The following is a 21,692-nucleotide window of genomic DNA, read 5'->3' as shown; positions in this document are numbered from 1 at the left end:
AGCGGCTGTAAGATTATAAAATTACTTAGGTGCGGAAGCGGATTGCCCGCCGCCATCCTTCAAGGCTCCGTGTCGATTTGCATATTCCTGCAGATCGGTCATGGCCGCCTGCACAGCTTCCAAATCCGCCCGAACGGCAGGCAGTTCGGTAGGTTTGCCTTGTTTGTCCCAGGCGGACATCACAGGATCTCCTTCACCATTAGCATTATGGATGGCACTGAATAGAATGCTGCCGCTGCCCGGGTAGTAGGTGCTGAGGATAACGTGCTGTTTGTCGGCAGCAGGGCGCACCCACATCATCGGTTTGCCGTCGTTATAGAAGAATACAACTTCGCCTTCCAACTCAGAATCGCTGTCGCGGCCTTGGATAACCAGGCGACCGTCGCGGTATAAGCTCATCCAACCGTCCAGTTTACCTTGGATGAATTTTCCGGCGGAAGATACCGTGCCATCCTCCTCTTTCCACACCACCAGGCTGTCGTTCACATCGGTGGAGAAATTTTTCGGATCGCCGTCTTTAGAGAGAATGGCGGGCAGAATCTGCGGTTTGCCGCTGTCTTGGTAGAAGTCCTGCACCACTAAGCGGCCGTCGGGCATGGTGCCCAACACTTCGCGGTAATAGCCGCCGGCGCTGGGTTTGTCGGTGGGTTTGGAATCTTTGTCGAAATAAATCACCTGCTTCTCAGCGGCAGGCTGATAGCCTTCCACGGCTTTGGCGGCAGCGGCTTCAAGCTCTGTTGCATCGGCAGGCAGGGCCATAGCAGGCGCCTGTTGGCCTTCGGCTTGACCGGCAACCGGGCTGGAAGCAGCCGGCGGCGCAGATGCCGCATTGTTTTGGCTATTGTTTTGATTGGGATTGCAGGCGGCCAGCAATAGAGCCGTTGCCACAATGGCAAAGAGTTTGTTCATAGAGTTCCCCATTGGAATTGGTGAGTATCCGCGCGATTGGCAGATTGATGCAATTCTATAGCCAAACACATTATTTTTCCATACGGGATGCTGCCCGCAGCACCATAGCAAAAGGCTACCTGAAAACTTTCAGGTAGCCTTTTGATGGATTACACCGGTCTTAGCGCAGGTGTTTGCTCATCAAATAATTCACACGTTGGAGGCCTTCGCGCAGCTGGGTTTGCACCTCTTCTGCCGTGGCGCTGCTGCCGTCTTCTTTCCAGAATTCGGTTTTAACCGCATCCTCTTTGCCCACACTTTGCATCAGCTTGTTACCGTTGGCGTAGTAGTAGGTGCGCACCAAGCCGTTTTCAGTGTGGTTGTCGATTAGCTCAAACATCGGTTTGCCGTTTTCGTAGAAACCTCTCATTTCAAAGGGCATGTCTTTCACATCCGGCTCGCCCGCAATGCTCAACACCAGCTGGCCATTTTCAGCATACATGCCGGCACGTTGCGATTTGCCGTCATGAATTTCGGCAAAATTAGTGAGGCGGCCTTCGGGGGTGTACCACACCACCAAGCCTTCAATCACGTCGGAACTGAAGTTTTTCAGCTCGCTGTCTTTAGCGATGATAACCGGGTTAATCTGCTTGGTGCGGCTGTCTTGATAGAAATCCTGCACCACGGCGCGGCCGTCGGCAGTGCGGCCGATCAGCACGCGGTAGTAGCCGCCTTTCATCGGACGGTCGGCAGCGTCGCCGTCGGCATCGTAGTAGGCAATGATATTTTCTTGCGCTTCGCGTTGGCGCACGGCGGCAGCCGCCTGCTCGGTACGGGCGGAAAGCTGGTCGGCACGGGCGGGGAAGGCATTGCCGCTGCCGGTGGCGGCGCAGGCACCAAGCAAGGCAGACAATACAGCGGCGGTAAGAATATTTTTCAGCATAGTGGGTTTACTCCTAAATAAAAACGCTGGGTGGCGCGCAGTCTACACCAAAAGATAAACGGCGTGTTTACATGAGAATATTTTAGCTTGTTTTATATGAATATTTTTAAGCAACTATGATTAATTTCGTTGAAATTTCAGTTTTCAGGTAGCCTTTCTTCGTTTGAGGCTACCTGAAAAGATATTGAGCCTATTGCGAACCTATGTCTCGGGCACATTATCCCAGTATTCCCAGCCATCCAGCTGCTCACCATCTTTGTAATAGCCTTTAGCCGCCAAACGGCCATTATCATAATAATCTTGCCAAAGGCCGTCTTCGAGACCATGTTTATACATACCTTTTGATGCAATCGTGCCGTTTTCATAATAAGCCACAAATAACCCATGCCTTATCCAGTGTGTGCCATCTTCCGACAAATATCGGGTATACCGATATTTAATGTTTCCATTATCGTCTAAGATTTCTGCGATATGCAGATTTTTCAACGTACTATCTATCATTCCGCCATCCTCTAAATAACTATCTGAAATCTAGATAAGGCTATGTAACAATAAGCGTCTTTAATTTCGTGCGCAGTAAACTCGTTATCAATAAAAAGCTGATTTTTCAGGTAGCCAGAAACTCAGCTAAAACAGCTTAGTTACCCAACCTATCCCACTCCTTCAACAACCGCTTCACCGACACCGGATACGGTGTCTTCAATTCCTGCGCAAACAGCGACACTCTCAATTCTTCAATCATCCATTTAAATGCGGCAAGGTCGTCTGAAATGGGTTGTCCTTGTTTTACCAAGCTGTCGGTTTTCTCCTGCCACATTTGTTCCAGCTCTTGAATATCGGCTTCGCGGGCTGCGTCGCGGGTGGGGTTGCTGCTGTATTTTTCGAGGCGCAGGGTCATGGCTTTGAGGTAGATGGGGAGGCGCGGCCATTGTGCCCACGGGGTGCGGGTGGCGAAGCCGGCGGCGAGCAGGGTTTGCAGGCGTTGGCGCATGAGGTGGGTGAGCGGGTGTTTGCCGAGTTTGCCGTTCAGTTCGGCGTAGGCGGCGGCGGTTTCCTGCAAGTAGCGGCTGAGGGCTTCTTTGACGGCGGGCAGGCGGCTGCGGGCGCGTTTGATTTGTTCTTTGAAGGCTTTTTCGTTGCGCGGCAGCTCGTCTTCGCCGATAAAGGCGCGGTCGCAGACGGCTTGGGTGAGGTCGTCGCGCAGGGTGTCGGCGTTGATGTGTTTGAGCAGCATGGCGGCTTGGGTAAAGCCTTGGATGCCTTTGTTCAGGTCTTTAATTTGTTCTTTTAGTTGTAGTTTCATGAGTTCGATCACGCCTAATCGGTGGGCTTGTTCGGCGGCGGCGGACGTGTCGAACAGGCGTAGGGCGATGCGGCCATCTTTTTCTTTTTGCAGGCCGAGGTAGCCGGTGAGCTGTTGTTTGCCGCGGGCGAATTTGATGGATTCGGGCAGGATGCCGATGTCCCATGCAGTAACGTTGTCGCGCTCGAATTCTTGGGTGTTGTCGCGGAAGGTGGTAGCGGCGGCTTTGCCAAGTTGTTGTTGGATTTGGATTAAATCGCGCCCCATGGCTAATTCTTGTCCGCCGTCGTCGATGATGCGGAGGTTGAAATAGCAGTGTTCGGGCAGCCTGAACGCGGCCCATTCGTCTTGGTTGATTTGCTCGAGTATGCGGAGGTCGCCTGCGGTTTTGGCGATGGCTTGGGCGAGTTGGGGCAGGATGGGGGCGTTGCGGTCGGGGTTTTGGCTTAAAAATTGGGTGATGAATTCGGGCACGGGCACGCAGATGCGGCGGATTTGTTTTGGCAGTGCTTTGATTTGTAGCTGGATTTTCTCGCGTATCATGCCGGGCACGAGCCATTCGAGGGCGGCAGGACTGATGCGGTTGAGCACGGTGAGCGGCAGGGTGAGGGTAACGCCGTCGAGCGGGTGGTGCGGCTCGAAGCGGTAGCTGAGTTTGAATTTGCCGTCTGCGGTTTGCCAGTGTTTGGGGAATTGTTCTTCGGTGATGTGCGCGGCGGCGTGCTGCATGAGGTCGTCGCGGCTGAGGAATAACAGGTGCGGGTTGTCGCGCTCGGCGGTTTTGAGCCAGGCTTGGAAGGTGCGGATGTCGGCGAGAGGGAGGGGTTTCAGACGGCCTTTGGGGGGTGCAGGCTGCTTTTGGGGTTTGGGCTCGTCTGAAACGTTTTGTAGGGTGTGTGAACTCGGTTCACGCACGCGGTTGTCCATATCTTTGGAATCCGCGTGCGTGGCTTGCGCCACACATTCTACGTTGTGCTTTTGAGATTTTAGGACATCTGCTGCATCTGCTCGTGCTAATAAGATGAGTTCGCCGGCAGTCTCAGCATCGGGATAGTGCACCAAGCCTGCTTCGTCAAATCGCGCCATTACGCCACTTTGTAATGTCGCCCATTCTTCGGCAGAACCGATGGACGGGTCGCATTGCTGCTCGGCAATCAAGGCAACGATTTTGCCGTGCCATTGTTTGCTGTCGATAGTTACACGGTCACCCAGCAGTATCGGTTTACCGTCGACGTAGCATAGGGAGTTTTCAGGTAGCCTTTGAGCTTTGGGATCGTCTGAAACCGTTGAGGTTGCGGCACTCTGTTCCCTCTCCTGTGGGAGAGGGGTAGGGAGAGGGTTTGTTGCGGCTGCGGAAAAGTTGTTTTGTGTGGTAACTGTTTTGCCCTCTCCCCAACCCTCCCCCACGGGGGAGGGGGTTGGTTGCTGCGGATTTTCAGGTAGCCTTCGGGGGTGCAGGCTGCTTTCGGTGTGCAGGCCGCCTGAAACCGCATCCGCCGTATAAAAATCGGGCAGCCGTTTGTGATAAAACGTGAACAGGGCTTCATCATCGACCAGTACATCCTGCTTGCGCGATTTGTGTTCGAGTTCGGTAATTTCCTTAATCAGCTTTTTGTTGTGGACAAAAAATTCTGCTTTCAAATCGCATTCCTGCGCCACTAGCGCGCTGCGGATAAAGATTTCGCGCGCTTCTTCGGGGGCGATTCTGCCGTAGGACACGGGGCGGCGCGGTAAGACGGTCAGGCCGTAGAGCGTAACCCGTTCGCTGGCGATGACTTCGCCGCGTTTTTGTTCCCAGTGCGGTTCGAAATAGTGGTAGCGGACGAGGTGCGGCGCTTCCCGCTCGATCCATTCGGGCTGGATGGCGGCCACATCGCGGGCATAAAGTTTTGTCGTTTCAACGAGTTCTGCCGCCATCACCCATTTGGGTTTGACTTTGAACAGGGCGGAGGCGGGGAAAAGGTGGAAGCGGCTGCCGCGCGCGCCGGTATAGTCGTTGCCGTCGGGCGATTTCATGCCGACGTTGGCGATGAGACCGGTGAGCAGGGCACGGTGGATTTGTTCGTAGCCCGCTTCTTTGGCGGCTCGGATTTGGGCGCGGTGTTGCTTCTTATCCAGTTGTTTTTGTTTGAGTTTGGCGGATAGGTCTTGGTCGCCCGCATTTTCAGACGACGTAAGCTGTTTGGCTTCGGGAGGCCGTCTGAAAGCGGCTTCCTTAGTGGTCAAACCCATTTCAATCGCGGTTTGGGCAAGCTGGTGGTGCAGCTCGCGCCACTCGCGCATCCGCAGGTGCGACAGGAAATATTGGCGGCACCACTGCACCAGCTGCTTGTTGGACAAACCTTTGTCGCGCTCGCGCTGGAAACTGTCCCAAATGTTCAGGTAGGCAAGGAAATCCGACTGCTTGTCGGTAAAACGCTCGTGTGCCTTGGCAGCGGCATCCCGCGCTTCCAGCGGCCGTTCGCGCGGGTCTTGAATCGACAGCGCAGACGCGATCACCAATATTTCCGCCATGCAGTCGTGCTTCTTCGCCGCCAACAAAATGCGCGCGATTTTCGGGTCGATGGGCAGACGCGCCATTTGTTCGCCGAGTTTGGTCAGTCCGTTGTGTTCATTAACCGCCCCCAATTCCAGCAACACCTGAAATCCATCATTGATATACCGTGAATCGGGCATTTCTAAAAATGGGAATGCCACCACGTCGCCCAGTTTCAACGCTGCCATGCGCAGGATGACGGCGGCCAGGTTGCTGCGGACGATTTCGGGGTCGGTGAATTCGGGGCGGCTGTTGAAGTCTTCTTCTGAAAACAGTCGGATACACACGCCTGCGGAGACGCGTCCGCAGCGGCCGGAGCGTTGGCGGGCGGCGGCTTGGGAGATTTTTTCGACATGAAGCTGCTCTACTTTTGCCCGTGCGGAATAGCGTTTGACGCGCGCGAGGCCGGTGTCGATGACGTATTTGATGCCCGGTACGGTGAGCGAGGTTTCGGCGACATTGGTTGCTAACACGATGCGGCGTTTTGCGCCTGAGGGGTGGAAGATTTTGTGCTGCTCGGCGTGCGACAGGCGTGCGAACAGGGGCAGGATTTCGTCGTTGCGGCGCAGTGTGGATTTGCGCAGGGCTTCGGCGGCTTCGCGGATTTCGCGTTCGCCCGGCAGGAACACCAAAATATCGCCTTCGCCGTGTCGCGCTAATTCGTCCGCCGCATCGACAATCGCGTCGGTCAACTCCACTTCTGCGTCGTCTTCGTCTTTGCTGGTCAGCGGGCGGTAGAGGATTTCGACGGGATAGGTGCGCCCGCTCACTTCCAGCACGGGCGCGCCGTTGAAGTGTTGGGAAAAACGTTCTGCGTCTATCGTTGCCGAGGTGATGATGACTTTCAAATCAGGGCGGCGCGGCAGGAGCTGTTTCAGGTAGCCCAGCAGGAAGTCGATGTTCAGGCTGCGTTCGTGTGCTTCATCGATGATAATCGTGTCGTAGGCGGCGAGGTAGCGGTCGGTCTGCGTTTCCGCCAGCAGGATGCCGTCGGTCATCAGTTTGATGCAGGCATCACGCGAGGTGTGGTCGGTAAAGCGCACTTTATAGCCGACCGCACTGCCGATTTCCGATTTCAGCTCTTCGGCAATCCGCTCCGCCACCGACCGCGCGGCCAAACGGCGCGGCTGGGTATGCCCGATCAGCCCCGCCGCCCCGCGTCCGAGTTCCAAACAAATCTTGGGCAGCTGCGTGGTTTTGCCCGAGCCGGTTTCGCCGCAAATAATCGTTACCTGATGTTCGGCAATGGCTTTTTTGATTTCTTCGAGCTTCTCGTGAACGGGCAGGGTGTTGTCGAACTCGGGTTTGGGCAATGCTGCCAAGCGCTTCAAAAAGATTTCGTGCGATTTTCGGTATTTTTCTTCGACTTTGGACAAGCCGCCGTATTTGTTGGGATTTTTGAAGGCGGATTGCAGGAAGTGGCGGTCTTTGGAGAGGGTTTGGGAGAAATCGGGTTGTTGCATTGCGCTGAGAAAAATTTAGGGAAAACAAAGGATGTAATTATAGCAAAAAGCGCTTAGCTATTTGATAGATAACAGGGCCATAAAGGCTACCTGAAACTTATTAATCTATAGATTAATCCATCTACGCAAAAAAACGCGACCCAACCAGAGCCGCGTTTTTATTTTTCAAACATCGTTTCAACGCAAAGCCTTATCAGCAATATCACGGCGATATTGCATGCCAGGGAAATCAATCTCTGCCACGGCGCGGTAGGCCTGCTGTTTGGCAGCGGCCAAATCGTCGCCCAAACCCACCACGCATAACACGCGGCCGCCGTTGGTAAAGGTGTGGTCGGCATCTGCGGCCGTACCGGCGTGGAATACTTTGCCGATGCGGTTGGCGGCTTCGATGCCTTCGATGATGTAGTTTTTGTTGGAACGTTCGGGATAACCCTCCGAAGCGAGCACCACGCCCACGGCGCTTTGCGCTTTCCATTCGGCTTTGGCCGTATCCAGTTTCCGATCCAGCGCAGCTTGAATCAAATCCACCAAATCGCTGTCCAAACGGCTCATAATCGGCTGGGTTTCCGGGTCGCCGAAACGGCAGTTGAATTCCACGGTATAAGGCGCACCATCTGCATCAATCATTAGGCCGGCGTAGAGAAATCCTGTAAATTCATGGCCTTCTTCGCGCATGCCGCGCACGGTTGGCAGGATGATTTCTTCCATGGCACGCTGATACACCTCAGGCGTAACGATGGGCGCGGGGCTGTATGCGCCCATGCCGCCGGTATTCGGGCCAAGGTCGCCGTCGAGCAGGCGTTTGTGGTCTTGGCTGGTGGCCATCGGCAGCACATTTGTGCCGTCCACCATCACGATAAAACTGGCTTCCTCGCCCTGCAAAAAGTCTTCAATCACCACGCGCGCACCGGCATCGCCCATTTTATTGTCGAGCAGCATTTGGTCGATGGCTTGGTGCGCCTGCTCTTCGGTTTGCGCCACCATCACGCCTTTGCCGGCGGCCAAACCGTCTGCCTTGATCACAATCGGTGCGCCTTTAGCAGCCACATAATCATGGGCGGCAGCCGCATCGGCAAAGGTTTGATATTGCGCGGTGGGGATGCCGTGCCGCGCCATAAAGGCCTTGGCAAAATCTTTGGAACTTTCCAACTGTGCAGCAGCGCGGGTAGGGCCGAACACGGGCAGACCGGCGGCGCGGAAGTCGTCCACTATACCGGCTGCCAGCGGCGCTTCGGGGCCGACCACAGTAAAGGCAATCTGCTCACGGCGGCAGAAATCAATCAGTTCCTGATGCGTTTTCAAAGGCAGGTTTTGCAGCTTGGGTTCTTGCGCCGTACCGGCATTGCCGGGTGCGACAAACACGGTTTGCACTTTGGGCGATTGTGCCAGCTTCCACGCTAGCGCGTGCTCACGCCCGCCGCTGCCGATAACGAGTAATTTCATTAGAGTATCCTTTTAAAGTAAGGTGTAATTTGTAATAAAGGCTACCTGAAAACCTGCTTCCGGTTTTCAGGTAGCCTCTTCATTGCTTTGCGTGTCTTCTAAAATTTCCACTGCACGTGTTTTCTGCCAGGCATCAATACAAGCAGCATAATTGGCCAGCGGCACAGCGCAATGCAGGCGGCAATCCAGTTGTAGATCCTGCTGCAACACTTCCACGCCATGCTGTTTGGCCAGCCGTAAAACCTCGCTCAAATGCGGGTAGTCGCAGCGCAGGGTTACCCGTTTTTCAATATTTTTTTCCACCTGCGCGGTTTGCTGCAACGCCATTTGGGTAGAGGTTTTGTAGGCATGAATCAGGCCGGGTACGCCCAGCAGCGTGCCGCCAAAATAGCGCACCACCACCACCAAAACATCGGTTAGCCCGGCCGAATCAATCTGGCCCAAAATCGGCCGGCCGGCGCTGCCGGAAGGTTCGCCATCGTCGTTGACACGAAACTGCAAACCATCTGTGCCCAAACGGTAGGCATAACACCAATGTCGAGCCTTGTGGTGTTCCTGCCGTAGTGCGTCCACATAGTTTTTCACTTCTGCTGCCGTGCGCACGGGATAGGCAAAGGCAATAAAACGGCTGCCTTTGTCTTTAAACTCAGCCTGGCCGGGTTCAGCCAAAGTGCGGTAGGTGCAGGGAGTATCAGAAGTTGACATAGCAATGGTGGTATCAGGAAATAAGCTGATTATATAAGAAACAGGCTACCTGAAAGCAGATTGTTTTCAGGTAGCCTGCTGTGTTTCACGTGAAACACGAACGCATGAAACGCTTAATTACCCAATGCCGCAGTCAGCTCCGGCACGGCTTCAAACAAGTCGGCCACCAAGCCGTAGTCGGCAATATTGAAAATAGCCGCTTCTGGATCTTTGTTGATGGCCACGATGACTTTGCTGTCCTGCATACCGGCGGTGTGCTGTATGGCGCCGGAAATACCGATGGCAATATACAGCTCCGGCGCCACCACTTTGCCGGTTTGTCCTACTTGGTAATCATTGGGTGCATAATCCGCATCTACCGCCGCGCGTGAAGCGCCGATGGCAGCACCAAGTTTATCAGCCAGAGGCAGCAACAACTCATTAAACTGCTCAACACTACCCAAGGCGCGCCCACCGGAAACCACCACTCTGGCCTGCGTAAGCTCCGGGCGGTCGGATTTCACCAGTTCGCGACTAATGAAACGGCTCAAACCCTGAGCCGGAGCGGCCTCTACCTGCACCACTTCGGCCTGACCACCGCTGGCGGCAGCTTCGGCAAAGGCAGTGGTGCGGAAGGTGAGCACCAAGGTTTCCGCATCGCTGGAAACGGTGGCAAAAGCATTGCCGGCATAAATCGGGCGCACAAAAGTTTTGTCGTCCACAATTTCGGTTAAATCGGAAACCTGCGGGCAATCCAACAAGGCGGCCACGCGCGGCAGCAGGTTTTTACCGAAGGTGCTGGCAGCAGCGGTAATGTAGCGGTAGCCCGCTGCCAATTTCACTACTAAAGGTGCAAGCTCTTCAGCCAAGCCACCGGCATAATGTTCGGCATCAGCCAATAATACTTTAGCCCCCCCGGCCACTTGTTTGGCCTGCTCGGCCACCGCTGCCGCGCCGCTACCGGCCACCAATACATGCACTTCGCCCAGCTTGCTGCCGGCAGTAACGGCATGCCGCGTGGCGGCGGCTAAATGTTGGTTGTCGTGTTCGGCAATAATCAATACAGTCATGGCTTTATCCTCAAATTACTTTGGCTTCGTTTTTCAATTTGGCCACCAGTTCGGCCACGCTTTGCACCTTCACGCCGCCGCTGCGCGGTTTGGGCTCGGCCACTTTCTGCTGCTGCAATTTAGGTGCAATATCCACGCCCAATTCTTCCACCGCAAGCTTTTCCAGCGGTTTTTTCTTGGCCTGCATGATATTAGGCAATTTCACATAGCGTGGCTCGTTCAAACGCAAATCCGCACTGACCACTGCCGGCAGCTTCAGAGCCACGGTTTCCAAACCGCCATCCACTTCGCGCACCACGGTTACTTCGTTTTCACCCAATTCCACCTTGCTGGCAAACGTACCCTGCGGCGCATTGAGCAAGGCGGCCAGCATTTGCGCGGTTTGGTTGGCGTCATCGTCAATCGCCTGTTTGCCCAGCAAAATCAGCTGCGGCTGCTCGCGCTCGGCGATTTTGCGCAGCAGCTTGGCTACGGCCAAAGGCTCCAAATAATCATCGGTTTGCACATGAATAGCGCGATCACCGCCCATGGCCAGCGCGGTACGCAGCGTTTCTTCGCACTGCTTCACGCCCAACGATACCACCACGATTTCGCTAATCTTCCCGGCCTCTTTCAGGCGCACCGCCTCTTCCATAGCAATTTCGTCAAACGGGTTCATCGACATTTTCACATTGCCGATATCCACATCCGAACCGTCGGCCTTCACCCGCACTTTCACGTTGTAATCCACCACCCGCTTTACGGCAACCAGTGCTTTCATGAAATTTCCTTTTCCTTCTATCTAGTTAGTGATTCACTTATCCGGCAAAACGGGCTGATTGTGCCGATTTAGCGGAAATAATGCAAGTATGGCTAAAACACGGCCATAAACTCCTGAGGCTACCTGAAAATCTCCTGGCTATCTTGATAAACCTGCTCAAGCAGGAGCAAACGTTCAAACACTTCCTCTGGCTGCGGCAGGCAGCCGATACCGCCCATATTCTCCGCCCAAGCCGAGGGCTGCACGCCGGTTTTTGCCGGATCGCTGTCGGTATAAATACCGATCAGCGGCTTATCCAACGCATTGGCCAAATGCAGCAGCCCAGTATCCACACCGATAACGCTGCGCGCGCCGCGCAATACATAGGCCGCCTGCAGCAGGCTGAGCTTTTCTTCCGGCACCTGCGCCGCCTCTATCTGATCCGCCAAGGCCAATGCGCGCTGCCGTTCTACCTCGCTGCCCCACGGCAGCCACACCGCCGCACCGTCTGCTGCATGCAGCCGATTCAGCAATTCCACCCAATATTTGTCCGGCCACAATTTGCTCTCACGGCTGGTGGCGTGCAAAGCCACACGGTAGTTTTCAGATAGCCCCTGCACCACCGCGCCTTCCGGCACACGCATGCCGAAATCCGCCGCGCCGTCAAACCGATAACCGAACACTTGGGCAAACAGCTCGCGGTTGCGCCACACCGCATCACGCCCTTTGGCTACCTGAAAACCTTGCGCATAAAACGCCGCCGCCCAACCCTCACGCGCGCTGTGTTTGTCCAAACCCTTCACTGGCACACCCGCTTGGCGGGCAAACCATGCGCTTTTTATCAAGCCTTGGCTGTCGAGCACGAAATCATAGCCGCCACCGGCCAACTCCTGCTTCAGCGCGCGTATCTGCCGCCGCGTATCCGCCGCAAACAGCCGTTTGCGCCACTGCCGCCATCGCATCGGAATCACCTTGGCCACAAACGGATGCAAGCGCGCAATATCGGCAAACCCTGCCTCGGCCAGCCAATGCAACTCCACCTGCGGGCAATGCTGCGCTAAATCCTGTACTGCCGGCAGGGTGTGGATAAGATCGCCCATGCTGGAGAGGCGCACCAGTAAAATCTTCATCGGAGAGAAAGCCTGTGGTTGGAACGGGTGGAATTATACAAGATGAAGCTTGATAAATAGGCCGCATTACATTTTCAGGTAGCCTTTTTCCTAGGGCTACCTGAAAACAAACCATAGCCAAATTTAATCGGAAAGACAGGCAAACATATTTCCCGTATGATGGCAGCTGCTTTATGCAGATTTCTCGGAGTTTTTATGAAACAGCGCACCCTAGCCCAATCCGTTCAAGCCACCGGCGTCGGCCTGCATTCCGGCGAGCGGGTTTTGCTTACCCTGCATCCGGCTGCCGAAAACAGCGGCATCGTATTCCGCCGCACCGATTTGGCCGGCGAACAAAACCGCCCGATCAAGCTCGTGCCCGAACTGATCAACGACACCCGCCTCTCCTCCACCATCGTTACCGAAGACGGCGTGCGGGTGGGCACAATCGAGCATTTAATGTCGGCACTGGCCGCCTACGGCATCGATAATGTGTTGATTGAATTGAATGCGCCGGAAATCCCGATTATGGACGGCTCCAGCCTGCCTTTTTTGTATCTGCTGCAAGATGCGGGCATCGTGGATCAAAAGGCCGAAAAATGCTTCCTGCGTATTTTGAAGCCAGTGGAAGTGCAGGAGCCGGGCAAATGGGTGCGCTTTACTCCGTACGACGGCTTTAAAGTCAGCCTTACCATCAATTTCGACCACCCCGTATTCAACCGCAGCAACCCCACCTTTGAAATCGATTTCGCCGGCGCATCGTATGTGGAAGAAATCGCCCGCGCCCGTACCTTCGGCTTCATGCAGGAAGTGGAAATGATGCGCGCACACGGCCTGGGCTTGGGCGGCAACTTGAGCAATGCCGTGGTGATTGACGACAATGACGTGCTCAATCCGGAAGGCCTGCGCTACCCCGACGAATTCGTACGCCACAAAATCCTCGATGCCGTGGGCGATTTATATGTCATCGGCGCGCCAATAATCGGCGCATTCGAAGGCCACAAATCCGGCCACGCCATCAATAACGCCTTATTACGTGCCATTCTCGCCGACCCGGAAAGCTACGAATGGGTCACTTTCCCACATAACCAAAACCTGCCCGCCGCTTTCCACGCCCTGCCTGCTGCAGCGTAAACCGGCAAGCAGATAAAAGGCTACCTGAAAATCAACAAACGGTTTTCAGGTAGCCTTTAATTTTGGAGTGCCACTAAGCTACATCAGCTTTCAGGTAGCCTCAAACATTGTAGGCGGTGGAAGCGGTATCGCCGCCGGTGCCTGTCCAGTTTGTGTGGAAAAACTCGCCTTCCGGCCGATCGATGCGCTCATAGGTGTGGGCGCCGAAGTAGTCGCGTTGCGCCTGCAACAGGTTGGCGGGCAGGCGGCCGCAGGTGTAGCTGTCGAGGAAGGAGAGGGCGGATACGGTGCAGGGCATCGGCAAACCATGCTGCATCGCGGCAGCAGCCACTTTGCGCCAGCCCGGCATGGCCTGCTGCAACAGGTTTTTGAAATAGGCATCGCTGCCAAGGAATACCAAATCCGGATTGGCGGCATAGGCATCGCGGATATTGCCTAAAAACGCGCTACGGATGATGCAGCCTTCGCGCCACAACAAAGCAGTATTCCCATAATCCAAATCCCAGCCGTAATGCTCACTGGCCTGACGCATCAGCATAAAGCCTTGAGCATAAGAAATAATTTTGGAAGCCAGCAATGCTTGGCGCAAAGCAGCCAGCCATTCTTCCCGCTTACCGGCCACCGGCTCGATTTTATGCTCGAAAACCGTTTCGGCCTGCACCCGTTGGGTTTTTAGGGCGGAAATACAGCGAGCAAACACTGCTTCGGTAATCAGTGTGAGCGGCGTGCCCAAATCCAAGGCATTGATACCGGTCCATTTCCCAGTGCCTTTCTGACCGGCACGATCGAGGATTTTTTCTACCAGCGGTGTGCCGTCTACGTCGTTTGTGCCCAAAATATCGGCAGTAATTTGAACCAGATAACTATTAAGTTCGGTCTTATTCCATTCAGCAAAAACAGCCTGCATTTCGGCATGGCTCATACCCAGGCCGTCTTTCATAAACTGGTAGGCTTCGCAGATAAGCTGCATATCGCCGTATTCGATGCCGTTATGCACCATTTTCACAAAATGGCCGGCACCATTTTTGCCTACCCAGTGGCAACATACCTCATCATTGGCCGTTTTGGCGGCTACTGCCTGCAAAATCGGCTTTACTGCCGGCCAAGCTTCCGGGTTGCCGCCAGGCATGATAGACGGCCCATGGCGCGCGCCTTCTTCACCACCGGAAATACCGGTACCAATAAATAAAATACCTTGTGCAGCCAGCTCAGCAGTACGCCGTTCGGTATCGGGATAATGGGCATTGCCACCATCGATGATGATGTCGCCCTTATCCAAGAGCGGCACCAGCTGCGCAATCAACTCGTCTACTGCCTGCCCGGCCTGCACCATCAGCATCACCTTGCGGGGCTGCTTCAATTGGCCGATTAGTTCTTCCAAGCTGTAGGCACCGATAATTTTTGTACCTTTGGCCGGGCCATTAAGGAATTGCTCAGTTTTAGCCGCCGTGCGGTTGTAGGCACTCACTTGGAAATCGTGATCGTTCATATTCAGAATCAGGTTTTGTCCCATAACGGCCAAACCGATAACGGCAATATCGCTTTTATTGTGAAGAGGGTTTTGCATAATGTTTTTAGATTACGAAGTTTGAAATTTAGTATCGGGGTAAGTTGAACTAAGTCGTTTTTATATCTAATTTTCTAATTTATTTTTGTTGTTTATATTGGAGCAGTATAGAAATAGTGGATTATCCAGAAAATTCATTAAAACCATTTAGATAGGATAAGTAAACCTTGTTGTTTGGTTGCCGTTCGACTGTGGATTATTGTGGAATAATGGCTGGGCTAATTGGCTGTTTGTGGATAAATCGATTATTTGCCTGCTTTGTCCGCAGAGAATAGTGGAAATAAGCCGTTGTTGTATTGAGCCAGTACCCTATCATTTAAGCAGCTGATTCCGGCGGCAATACGTTCAAATATTTCAAAGACAAAAGCTGCTGCTCGGCATCCAATTGGGTAACGGCCAGTTTCATGCGGGTTTTGGGCGGGATGTCGATCGGCACGCCGTGCACGCGGCCCACCAGCGGCAGGCCTTCGATGCGCACCAAATCTTCTTTCAGCAATACGGCGGTCAGCTCGAGCAGGTTTTCCTGCTGCATATACACCAGGCTCCAATAGGCTTCCATCTGGCGTTGGAAATCGGCGTAGACGGTGTAGGCAGCATCGAAATCGCGCAGGGCGGCAAACAGATCGCTGCTGTTTTTTTCAAAACGCGGCGGCAAATCGGGCTCGATTAAGCTGAGCAGCTGGCGCTGGTTGATGCAGTCGGCGGCGCGGCGCAGCGGGGAGGTGAACCAGCCGTAGTGCGCCAAGTTCATGCCGCTGTGCGGCTCGGATTGGGTGCTCATGCGCACTTTGCCGACGGTTTGCACGCGGAAAAGGCCGGGCAGGCCGTTCTCATCCAGCATTTGTGCCCAGGTGCTGTTGGCCAGAATCATCATTTCGGATACCAGCGTGTCGATGGGCGAGCCGCGTTCGCGGCGGCTGATGCGCACGCTGCCGTCGGGATTGAATTCGATGCCGTAGTCGTATTGCGGGGCGCGGTTTTCTTCGTAGCGATCGCGCTGTTTTTGGCGTTCGACGGCGAAGCGGTACAGCCAGCGCAGCTGCGGCTGGCAGGGGAATCGTACGGGTTCGTTTTCGGAGAGGCCGGTGTCGGCGTTGAAATGCGGCTCGATGTCTTGGATGCGCAGGTTGTGCTTGATGCTTAGGTTTTCGAGGCGGGTTTGCGGCGCTGAGGCTACCTGAAAATCCTTGTCTACTTCCACATACAGGCTCAATACCGGCCGTTTGCCTTCGTCTAGGCTGAAGGTTTGAATCCAGTTGTTCGGCAGCATGGTGATTTTGCCGCCGGGGTAGTAGGCAGTGCTTTGCCTTTGTTTAATAAGGGTTTCAATCGGGCTGTTTTCGGCAATGGCCAGCGTGGGCACGGCGATGTGGATGCCGACACGTTTGCCGCCGCCCGGCAGGTCTTGCACGGAAAGCGCGTCGTCGATTTCGCTGGTTTCGACATCATCAATGGAGAATGCGGACAAATCGGCGGCATCCGGCAGTTCGGGGACAGCGGGCACGGCGGTTTCCGGTGCGGCGGTGCCTTGTGGGAAGTGTTTGCAGCAAAAGCCGTCGAGCAGGTATTGAGGCAGCGAGCCCACGCCGCCGGTTTGCCGGGCGAGCTGATAGGCGGAAATCTTCAGTTCGGCGGCGGCTTTGGCGAAGGCTTTGTAGGTGGGCGATTGTTTGTCCGGATTGTGCAGGATGGTGCGTAAATCAGCGGCAATTTCAGCGGGCAGTCGGCCTTGTGCTAATTCTTCTGCCCAAGCGGCTATTTGTGCGTCTTGTTGTTTTTTGCGCTCGATGGCGGCCAGTGCCTGTTTCAGGGTGTCTTCCGGCGCTGCTTTAAACACGCCTTTGCCTTTTTTATAGAAATACATCGGTGCGGCATAGAGCGCAATCAGGGTGGCGGCCAGTTCGTGCTGGCTTGGAGGATGACCGAAGTAGTCGGCTGCGATGTTTTGGGCAGTAAATTCGTCTTCGCCGCAAAATTCCCACAGCAGGTCGGTGTCGATTTGTGCGGCTTCGGCCTGGGCGCGTTCGAGAAAAGCGTCCATCGGCTCGGTGAATTCCACGAAAACGTTGTTGGCTTTGATTTTGGCGCGTTTGCCATGTTGGGTGGTGGCCTGATAGGTGCTATCGTTTTTCTGCACCACAGCGGCCACTTTGAATTGGCCGCTTTCTTCGTAGAATATATTCATTTAAAAGGGGAAACCGCTTTGTCGGGTTGAAATATTGAGGGGGGCGGATTTTAGCATAGAAACAGGCAGTTTCTCAGGAAGGCTACCTGAAAGCGAGATGAAAATGCAGCAGGGTTTCTGCAAAGCCAAAATTTTTCAGGTAGCCTCTATTTAGCCGAACAATGCACCGATGGCGGCATATACGCTCAATACGGCTATCAGCGAATCCACACGGTCAAATACGCCGCCGTGGCCGGGGAGCAGGTTGCTGCTGTCTTTCACGCCGGCAGCACGTTTAAACCAGCTCTCCAGAAGGTCGCCGCCGATACCCACAAAGGTAAGTACAGTGGCAGTGAGCATGATGCCGAGCCAGGAAATATTGAAGCCGAACCAGCCGGCAGCGCGTGCCAATGAGGCATACACCAGCCCGCACAACAGCCCGCCAAACACGCCTTCCCAGCTTTTGCCGGGGCTGATGGTGGGGGCCAGTTTGTGTTTGCCCCACAGCCGGCCGAATACATAGGCAAACACGTCGGCAATCCACACCAGCATCATCACGGCCAAGAGATAAAGCGCAGATTGGCTGTTGGGGCGCAGCTCCAGCAGGGCAAACCAGAAAGGCAGCATCAGCAGCCAGCCGGCGGCCATACCTTTCCAATCGGCCTGTAACCGCCATTTGAAACGCAGCCAGGCAGGCATGCCGAGCAGCCAGAAGGCGAGCACGATTGCCCATGCCGCTGTCGGCAGCCGCCAACCGCCACTCCACGCCAGCGCCATAAACAGCGCGGTACCGGCCAAATAAGGCCGCTGCATTTGTTCCGGCATGCTGCACAGCCGACTGTATTCCCACAGGGCAAGCAGGGCAATCAGACCGGAAAACAGTGCCCACAGGCTGCTGCCGGCGGCAAACAGCATACCGAGCATCAGCGGCAGTAAAACCAGGGCGGTGAGGATTCGTTGTTTGAGCATGGTTGGGTTCTTTCAGGTGGCCTTTGGCGTATTTGTTTTGATTGCAGGATTATAAGCGAAACTGCCTTACCTATAGCTAAAACAATGATTTTTTCCTACTCGGTGGTGAGCCGTAGCAGGCAGGCCAATATAAAGTAAGCAGCGAATGCTTTAGCTATAGGAAAAGGCTACCTGAAAAACCGGACAGAGGTTTTCAGGTAGCCTTTACGGAATACGGTAGGCCTTACATCCGCGCCATTGTGGCCACATGGATAGCAGCCATTTGGTTCAGCAATTCGTGCAGCTGTTCCAGTTTTTCTTTAGAAAGCTGGCTTTCGATGTCGTCGTAGCAAGCATCGATTTTGCCGACAAAGTCGTTGAAAGTACGCTCGCCTTCTTCGGTAAGTTTGAGGTAAACGCGGCGGTGGTCGTTGGCCGGGCGCAGGCGTACCACCAGCTTCATTTTTTCCAGGCGGGTAAGGATGCCGGTAAGGCTGGGGCGCAGGATGCAGGCGCTGCGGGCCAAGTCTTGAAAATCCATCGTACCGTTTTCGGCCAAGAGGCGCAGGATACGCCATTGCTGGTCGGTGAGGCCGATTTCGTTGAGCAGCGGGCGAAAATGCGTCATCAACGCTTCGCGCGCCTGTATTAACGCAATATTTAGCGAAGAATGTTTGGAATGCTTGATCATCGCGATCTCCCTTGGTACAGACGAAGTAGTTGGCAACATTTTTGTGTGGTTTTTTATAATTAATTCCCTGTTAACGATCAGGGTATTGGTTCAGTTTATTATATAACTCAAGCCCATAATATGCGGATTATTGATTTTCTTGATTAAGGTCAAGTTATTGACCATGCTTGGCAAAATTATCTAGCTAAAAAGGATCGTCTTGACCAAAAAATCAGAATAAATCACATCAGCAAGTGTATTTTTAAAAATCTATCGTTATTAAGATAATGGTAGGCCGGATAATTATCAAGGCTACCTGAAAAAATTAGCAAAAACTTTACAAACACTGTTGCATGCTTTGCCTCATTATCAGGTAAACGGATACGGTATGCTGAAGTTGCCGGTTTTCACGCCAGAAAAAACCATATAAAAACAGCCGAACCCCAAAACGGGTTCGGCTATTTTTCAGGTAGCCTTTACTACACGCGGCTGAAAATCAACGTGGCATTGGTGCCGCCGAAGCCGAAGCTGTTCGACATCACGGCATTGAGCTTTTTGGCGATGTTTTCGCGCACAATCGGCAGACCGGCAGCTTTTTCATCTAAATTCAGGACATTGGCGCTGGCACACACGAAATCGTTGAGCATCATCAGGATGGAATAAATCGCCTCATTGGAACCGGCAGCACCCAATGCGTGGCCGGAAAGGGATTTGGTGGAGCTGATGAGCGGTACTTCTTTGCCTTCAAAGGTTTCGCGGATGGCGCCGAGTTCTTTGGTGTCGCCCACCGGGGTGGACGTGCCGTGGGCATTAATGTAGTCCACGCTGCCGCCGTGCTGGGCGAGTGCCATCTGCATGCAGCGCACCGCGCCTTCGCCGGACGGCTGCACCATATCGTGGCCGTCGGAAGTGGCGCCGTAGCCGGTGAGTTCGCACAGGATATTGGCACCGCGCGCTTTGGCGTGTTCGTATTCTTCCATCACCAAAATGCTGCCACCGCCGGAAATCACGAAGCCGTCGCGGTCGGCATCGTAGGCACGGCTGGCCTGTTCGGGCGTATCGTTGTATTTGCTCGATAATGCGCCCATGGCGTCAAACAGGGAACTCATCTGCCACGATACTTCTTCGCCGCCGCCGGCAAACACGATATCTTGTTTGCCAAGCTGAATCAGTTCGGCGGCGTGGCCGATACAGTGGGCGGAAGTGGAGCAGGCGGAGCTGATGGAATAGTTCACGCCTTTGATTTTAAACGGGGTAGCCAAGCAGGCGGCCACAGTGGAGGCCATGGTTTTGGTTACGCCGTAGGGGCCGATGCGCTTCACGCCGCTCTCGCGCAAGGTATCGGCTGCTTCCACTTGCGAGGCGGAAGAGGCGCCGCCGCTGCCGGCCACGATGCCGGTGCGTACGTTTGATACCTGTTCTTCAGTGAGCCCGGCGTGGGCGATGGCTTCTTTCATGGCGATATAGGCATAGGCGGCAGCGTTGCCCATAAAGCGCAGGATTTTGCGATCGATGTGCTCTTTGGTATCGATATTGATGTTGCCGGCCACGTGTGAGCGCAAGCCCATTTCGCGGTAGCTTTCGTCAAAAGCGATGCCGGATTTGAGCTGGCGCAGCGATTCGAGCACTTCGCGGCAGTTGTTGCCCAAGCTGGACACGATGCCGATACCGGTTACGACTACTCGTTTCATAATAATGAACTCCGTTAGGAAAGTAGGCTACCTGAAAAGTAAACGCAGAAGCTTCTATTGGTTTAAAGCCGGCGTTTTCAGGTAGCCCGTTGGCTAGAAATCGTCTGTGCTGGTAAACAAGCCTACACGCAGGCCGTTGCCTTCGTAAATCTTATGGCCGTCCACGCTCATTTCCGCATCGGCAATGCCCAGCACCAGTTTGCTGTTCATCACGCGTTTCATGTGGATGTGGTAAGTGATTTTCTTGTGCTTGGGCAATACTTGGCCGGTGAATTTCACTTCGGCGCAGCCCAAGGCGCGGCCGCGGCCAGGCGCACCCGTCCAGCCCAGGAAGAAGCCCACTAATTGCCACATGGCGTCCAAACCCAAGCAGCCGGGCATTACCGGATCGCCGATGAAGTGGCAGCCGAAGAACCACAAATCGGGGTGGATATCCAATTCGGCGATGATTTCGCCCTTGCCGTATTTGCCGCCGGTGCTGTTGATTTCAACAATGCGGTCGATCATCAACATATCGGGCATTGGCAGCTGCGCGTTGCCCGCGCCGAAAAGTTCGCCGCGGCCGCAGGCCAAGAGTTCTTCTTTGGAGTAGCTGTTTTGTGGAACGAAATTGCTCATGGGTATCCTTAATGCTGCCAAAGGCAGCTTGATATAATGGGAGAAAAACCAGAATCGTTGGTTAGCGAAGCGCTTACGGCACAATTTAGGTTTTAGCTCTAAATTAAGCATTCTATTTGATTATGCCGTGCCGCGCAATCTGGCCGATAGCTTTGCCAGCGGCATTTTAATCCTATCGGCACGGCTTGTATAACAGAAAGGCTACCTGAAAAATACTAGCTGTGTTTTTCAGGTAGCCCCTTTTATCCTTTTGGCAAGTCGGTGTTAGCGGGAGAAACTTTTTGAAACGGCGGTGATGCCGACAAATATTATTCCAAGGATTGCCTTTTGGGCAGACAGAGCAACATGATGGCTGCCGCAAAGGCCGAGATAGTGCCGATGGCCAAGGTCAGCTCCCATTCCACGAAGCCATCGCCCCAAAACATCTCACCCAATACGATAGACGATATTGCCAAGACCAACCCTAACGCCGCAGACACGCCTGCTCCGCGCCAACCGCGCTGAAGCTTCAGCCATATTGCCAGCAAAATATACGTGGCCGCCGCGGGCAGGCAGTATCCCCACAATATCAGCAGCAGGCTGGCATAAAAGTGGCGGTGTTTGGGCGAAGACAAATCCATAAACAAATCACCATTCAGCAGCGCGGTGGCTATCATCAGCCAGCCAGCCAGCAGGGGTAGGCCGAAGGCAATCAGCAGGAAGCTTTTCAGATAAGGCTTCAT

The 21,692-nt window shown here is 54.2% G+C and carries 17 protein-coding genes; 1 reads left to right on the top strand and 16 read right to left on the bottom strand.

The genetic code is table 11. From position 1 onward, the window contains the following. Positions 1 to 21 precede the first annotated feature (21 nt). The 9 genes from HMPREF2541_RS10060 to waaC all read right to left on the bottom strand — a co-directional run bounded on the left by HMPREF2541_RS10060 (position 22) and on the right by waaC (position 12,199). Entirely contained in the window at positions 22 to 909 is an 888-nt protein-coding gene (locus HMPREF2541_RS10060; RefSeq protein ID WP_064088187.1) for a toxin-antitoxin system YwqK family antitoxin, read from the bottom strand. A 160-nt stretch (positions 910 to 1,069) separates the two neighbouring features. Then, on the bottom strand, positions 1,070 to 1,831 hold the full coding sequence (locus tag HMPREF2541_RS10055; RefSeq protein WP_064088188.1) for a hypothetical protein: 762 nt from the start codon (positions 1,829 to 1,831) through the stop codon (positions 1,070 to 1,072). A gap of 201 nt (positions 1,832 to 2,032) precedes the next feature. Next, on the bottom strand, positions 2,033 to 2,332 hold the full coding sequence (locus HMPREF2541_RS10050) for a toxin-antitoxin system YwqK family antitoxin (RefSeq protein ID WP_070543468.1): 300 nt from the start codon (positions 2,330 to 2,332) through the stop codon (positions 2,033 to 2,035). Between the two features lie 136 nt (positions 2,333 to 2,468). Next, a complete protein-coding gene (hrpA, locus tag HMPREF2541_RS10045; protein WP_070543467.1) occupies positions 2,469 to 7,133 on the bottom strand; it encodes an ATP-dependent RNA helicase HrpA in 4,665 nt (1,554 codons plus the stop codon). A 177-nt stretch (positions 7,134 to 7,310) separates the two neighbouring features. Then, on the bottom strand, positions 7,311 to 8,576 hold the full coding sequence (gene purD, locus HMPREF2541_RS10040) for a phosphoribosylamine--glycine ligase (protein WP_064088191.1): 1,266 nt from the start codon (positions 8,574 to 8,576) through the stop codon (positions 7,311 to 7,313). Between the two features lie 66 nt (positions 8,577 to 8,642). After that, complete coding sequence (locus HMPREF2541_RS10035; protein ID WP_064088192.1) at positions 8,643 to 9,281, bottom strand: IMPACT family protein; 639 nt, start codon at positions 9,279 to 9,281, stop codon at positions 8,643 to 8,645. Positions 9,282 to 9,394: 113 nt separating this feature from the next. Continuing rightward, positions 9,395 to 10,330: an electron transfer flavoprotein subunit alpha/FixB family protein gene (locus HMPREF2541_RS10030; RefSeq protein WP_070543465.1), complete on the bottom strand. Its 936-nt coding sequence runs from the start codon at positions 10,328 to 10,330 to the stop codon at positions 9,395 to 9,397. A 10-nt stretch (positions 10,331 to 10,340) separates the two neighbouring features. Then, positions 10,341 to 11,090 carry an electron transfer flavoprotein subunit beta/FixA family protein gene (locus HMPREF2541_RS10025; RefSeq protein ID WP_003824449.1) on the bottom strand — a complete coding sequence of 250 codons (750 nt, stop codon included), beginning with the start codon at positions 11,088 to 11,090 and terminating at the stop codon, positions 10,341 to 10,343. 119 nt (positions 11,091 to 11,209) lie between these two features. Further along, the gene (gene waaC, locus HMPREF2541_RS10020) at positions 11,210 to 12,199 is read right to left on the bottom strand and encodes a lipopolysaccharide heptosyltransferase I (RefSeq protein WP_003824447.1); all 990 of its coding nucleotides are present in this window, start codon (positions 12,197 to 12,199) and stop codon (positions 11,210 to 11,212) included. Between the two features lie 195 nt (positions 12,200 to 12,394). Between waaC and lpxC the strand changes: the two genes are divergently transcribed. Further along, positions 12,395 to 13,312: a UDP-3-O-acyl-N-acetylglucosamine deacetylase gene (gene lpxC, locus HMPREF2541_RS10015; protein WP_035580838.1), complete on the top strand. Its 918-nt coding sequence runs from the start codon at positions 12,395 to 12,397 to the stop codon at positions 13,310 to 13,312. 100 nt (positions 13,313 to 13,412) lie between these two features. On the opposite strand, the gene gnd is transcribed toward lpxC, so the two are convergent. The 7 genes from gnd to HMPREF2541_RS09980 all read right to left on the bottom strand — a co-directional run bounded on the left by gnd (position 13,413) and on the right by HMPREF2541_RS09980 (position 21,692). Beyond that, positions 13,413 to 14,879, bottom strand: coding sequence for a decarboxylating NADP(+)-dependent phosphogluconate dehydrogenase (gnd, locus tag HMPREF2541_RS10010; protein ID WP_070543463.1), 1,467 nt, complete (start codon positions 14,877 to 14,879; stop codon positions 13,413 to 13,415). A gap of 316 nt (positions 14,880 to 15,195) precedes the next feature. Continuing rightward, positions 15,196 to 17,064, bottom strand: coding sequence for a ribonuclease catalytic domain-containing protein (locus HMPREF2541_RS10005; protein WP_070543461.1), 1,869 nt, complete (start codon positions 17,062 to 17,064; stop codon positions 15,196 to 15,198). 150 nt (positions 17,065 to 17,214) lie between these two features. Next, on the bottom strand, positions 17,215 to 18,012 hold the full coding sequence (locus HMPREF2541_RS10000; protein ID WP_070543459.1) for a phosphatidate cytidylyltransferase: 798 nt from the start codon (positions 18,010 to 18,012) through the stop codon (positions 17,215 to 17,217). Positions 18,013 to 18,235: 223 nt separating this feature from the next. Continuing rightward, positions 18,236 to 18,682 (bottom strand): homoprotocatechuate degradation operon regulator HpaR, encoded by a 447-nt coding sequence (gene hpaR, locus HMPREF2541_RS09995; protein ID WP_003824437.1) that lies wholly within the window; start codon positions 18,680 to 18,682, stop codon positions 18,236 to 18,238. A gap of 458 nt (positions 18,683 to 19,140) precedes the next feature. Beyond that, positions 19,141 to 20,352, bottom strand: coding sequence for a beta-ketoacyl-ACP synthase I (gene fabB / locus HMPREF2541_RS09990; RefSeq protein WP_070543457.1), 1,212 nt, complete (start codon positions 20,350 to 20,352; stop codon positions 19,141 to 19,143). A 93-nt stretch (positions 20,353 to 20,445) separates the two neighbouring features. Continuing rightward, the gene (gene fabA, locus HMPREF2541_RS09985) at positions 20,446 to 20,970 is read right to left on the bottom strand and encodes a 3-hydroxyacyl-[acyl-carrier-protein] dehydratase FabA (RefSeq protein ID WP_035580833.1); all 525 of its coding nucleotides are present in this window, start codon (positions 20,968 to 20,970) and stop codon (positions 20,446 to 20,448) included. Between the two features lie 308 nt (positions 20,971 to 21,278). Further along, the gene (locus tag HMPREF2541_RS09980; RefSeq protein ID WP_023887468.1) at positions 21,279 to 21,692 is read right to left on the bottom strand and encodes a hypothetical protein; all 414 of its coding nucleotides are present in this window, start codon (positions 21,690 to 21,692) and stop codon (positions 21,279 to 21,281) included.

The sequence above is a fragment of the Eikenella sp. HMSC061C02 genome (assembly GCF_001809035.1).
Classification (GTDB): Bacteria; Pseudomonadota; Gammaproteobacteria; order Burkholderiales; family Neisseriaceae; genus Eikenella; species Eikenella corrodens.
This window is presented reverse-complemented; position numbering and strand designations above follow the sequence as displayed.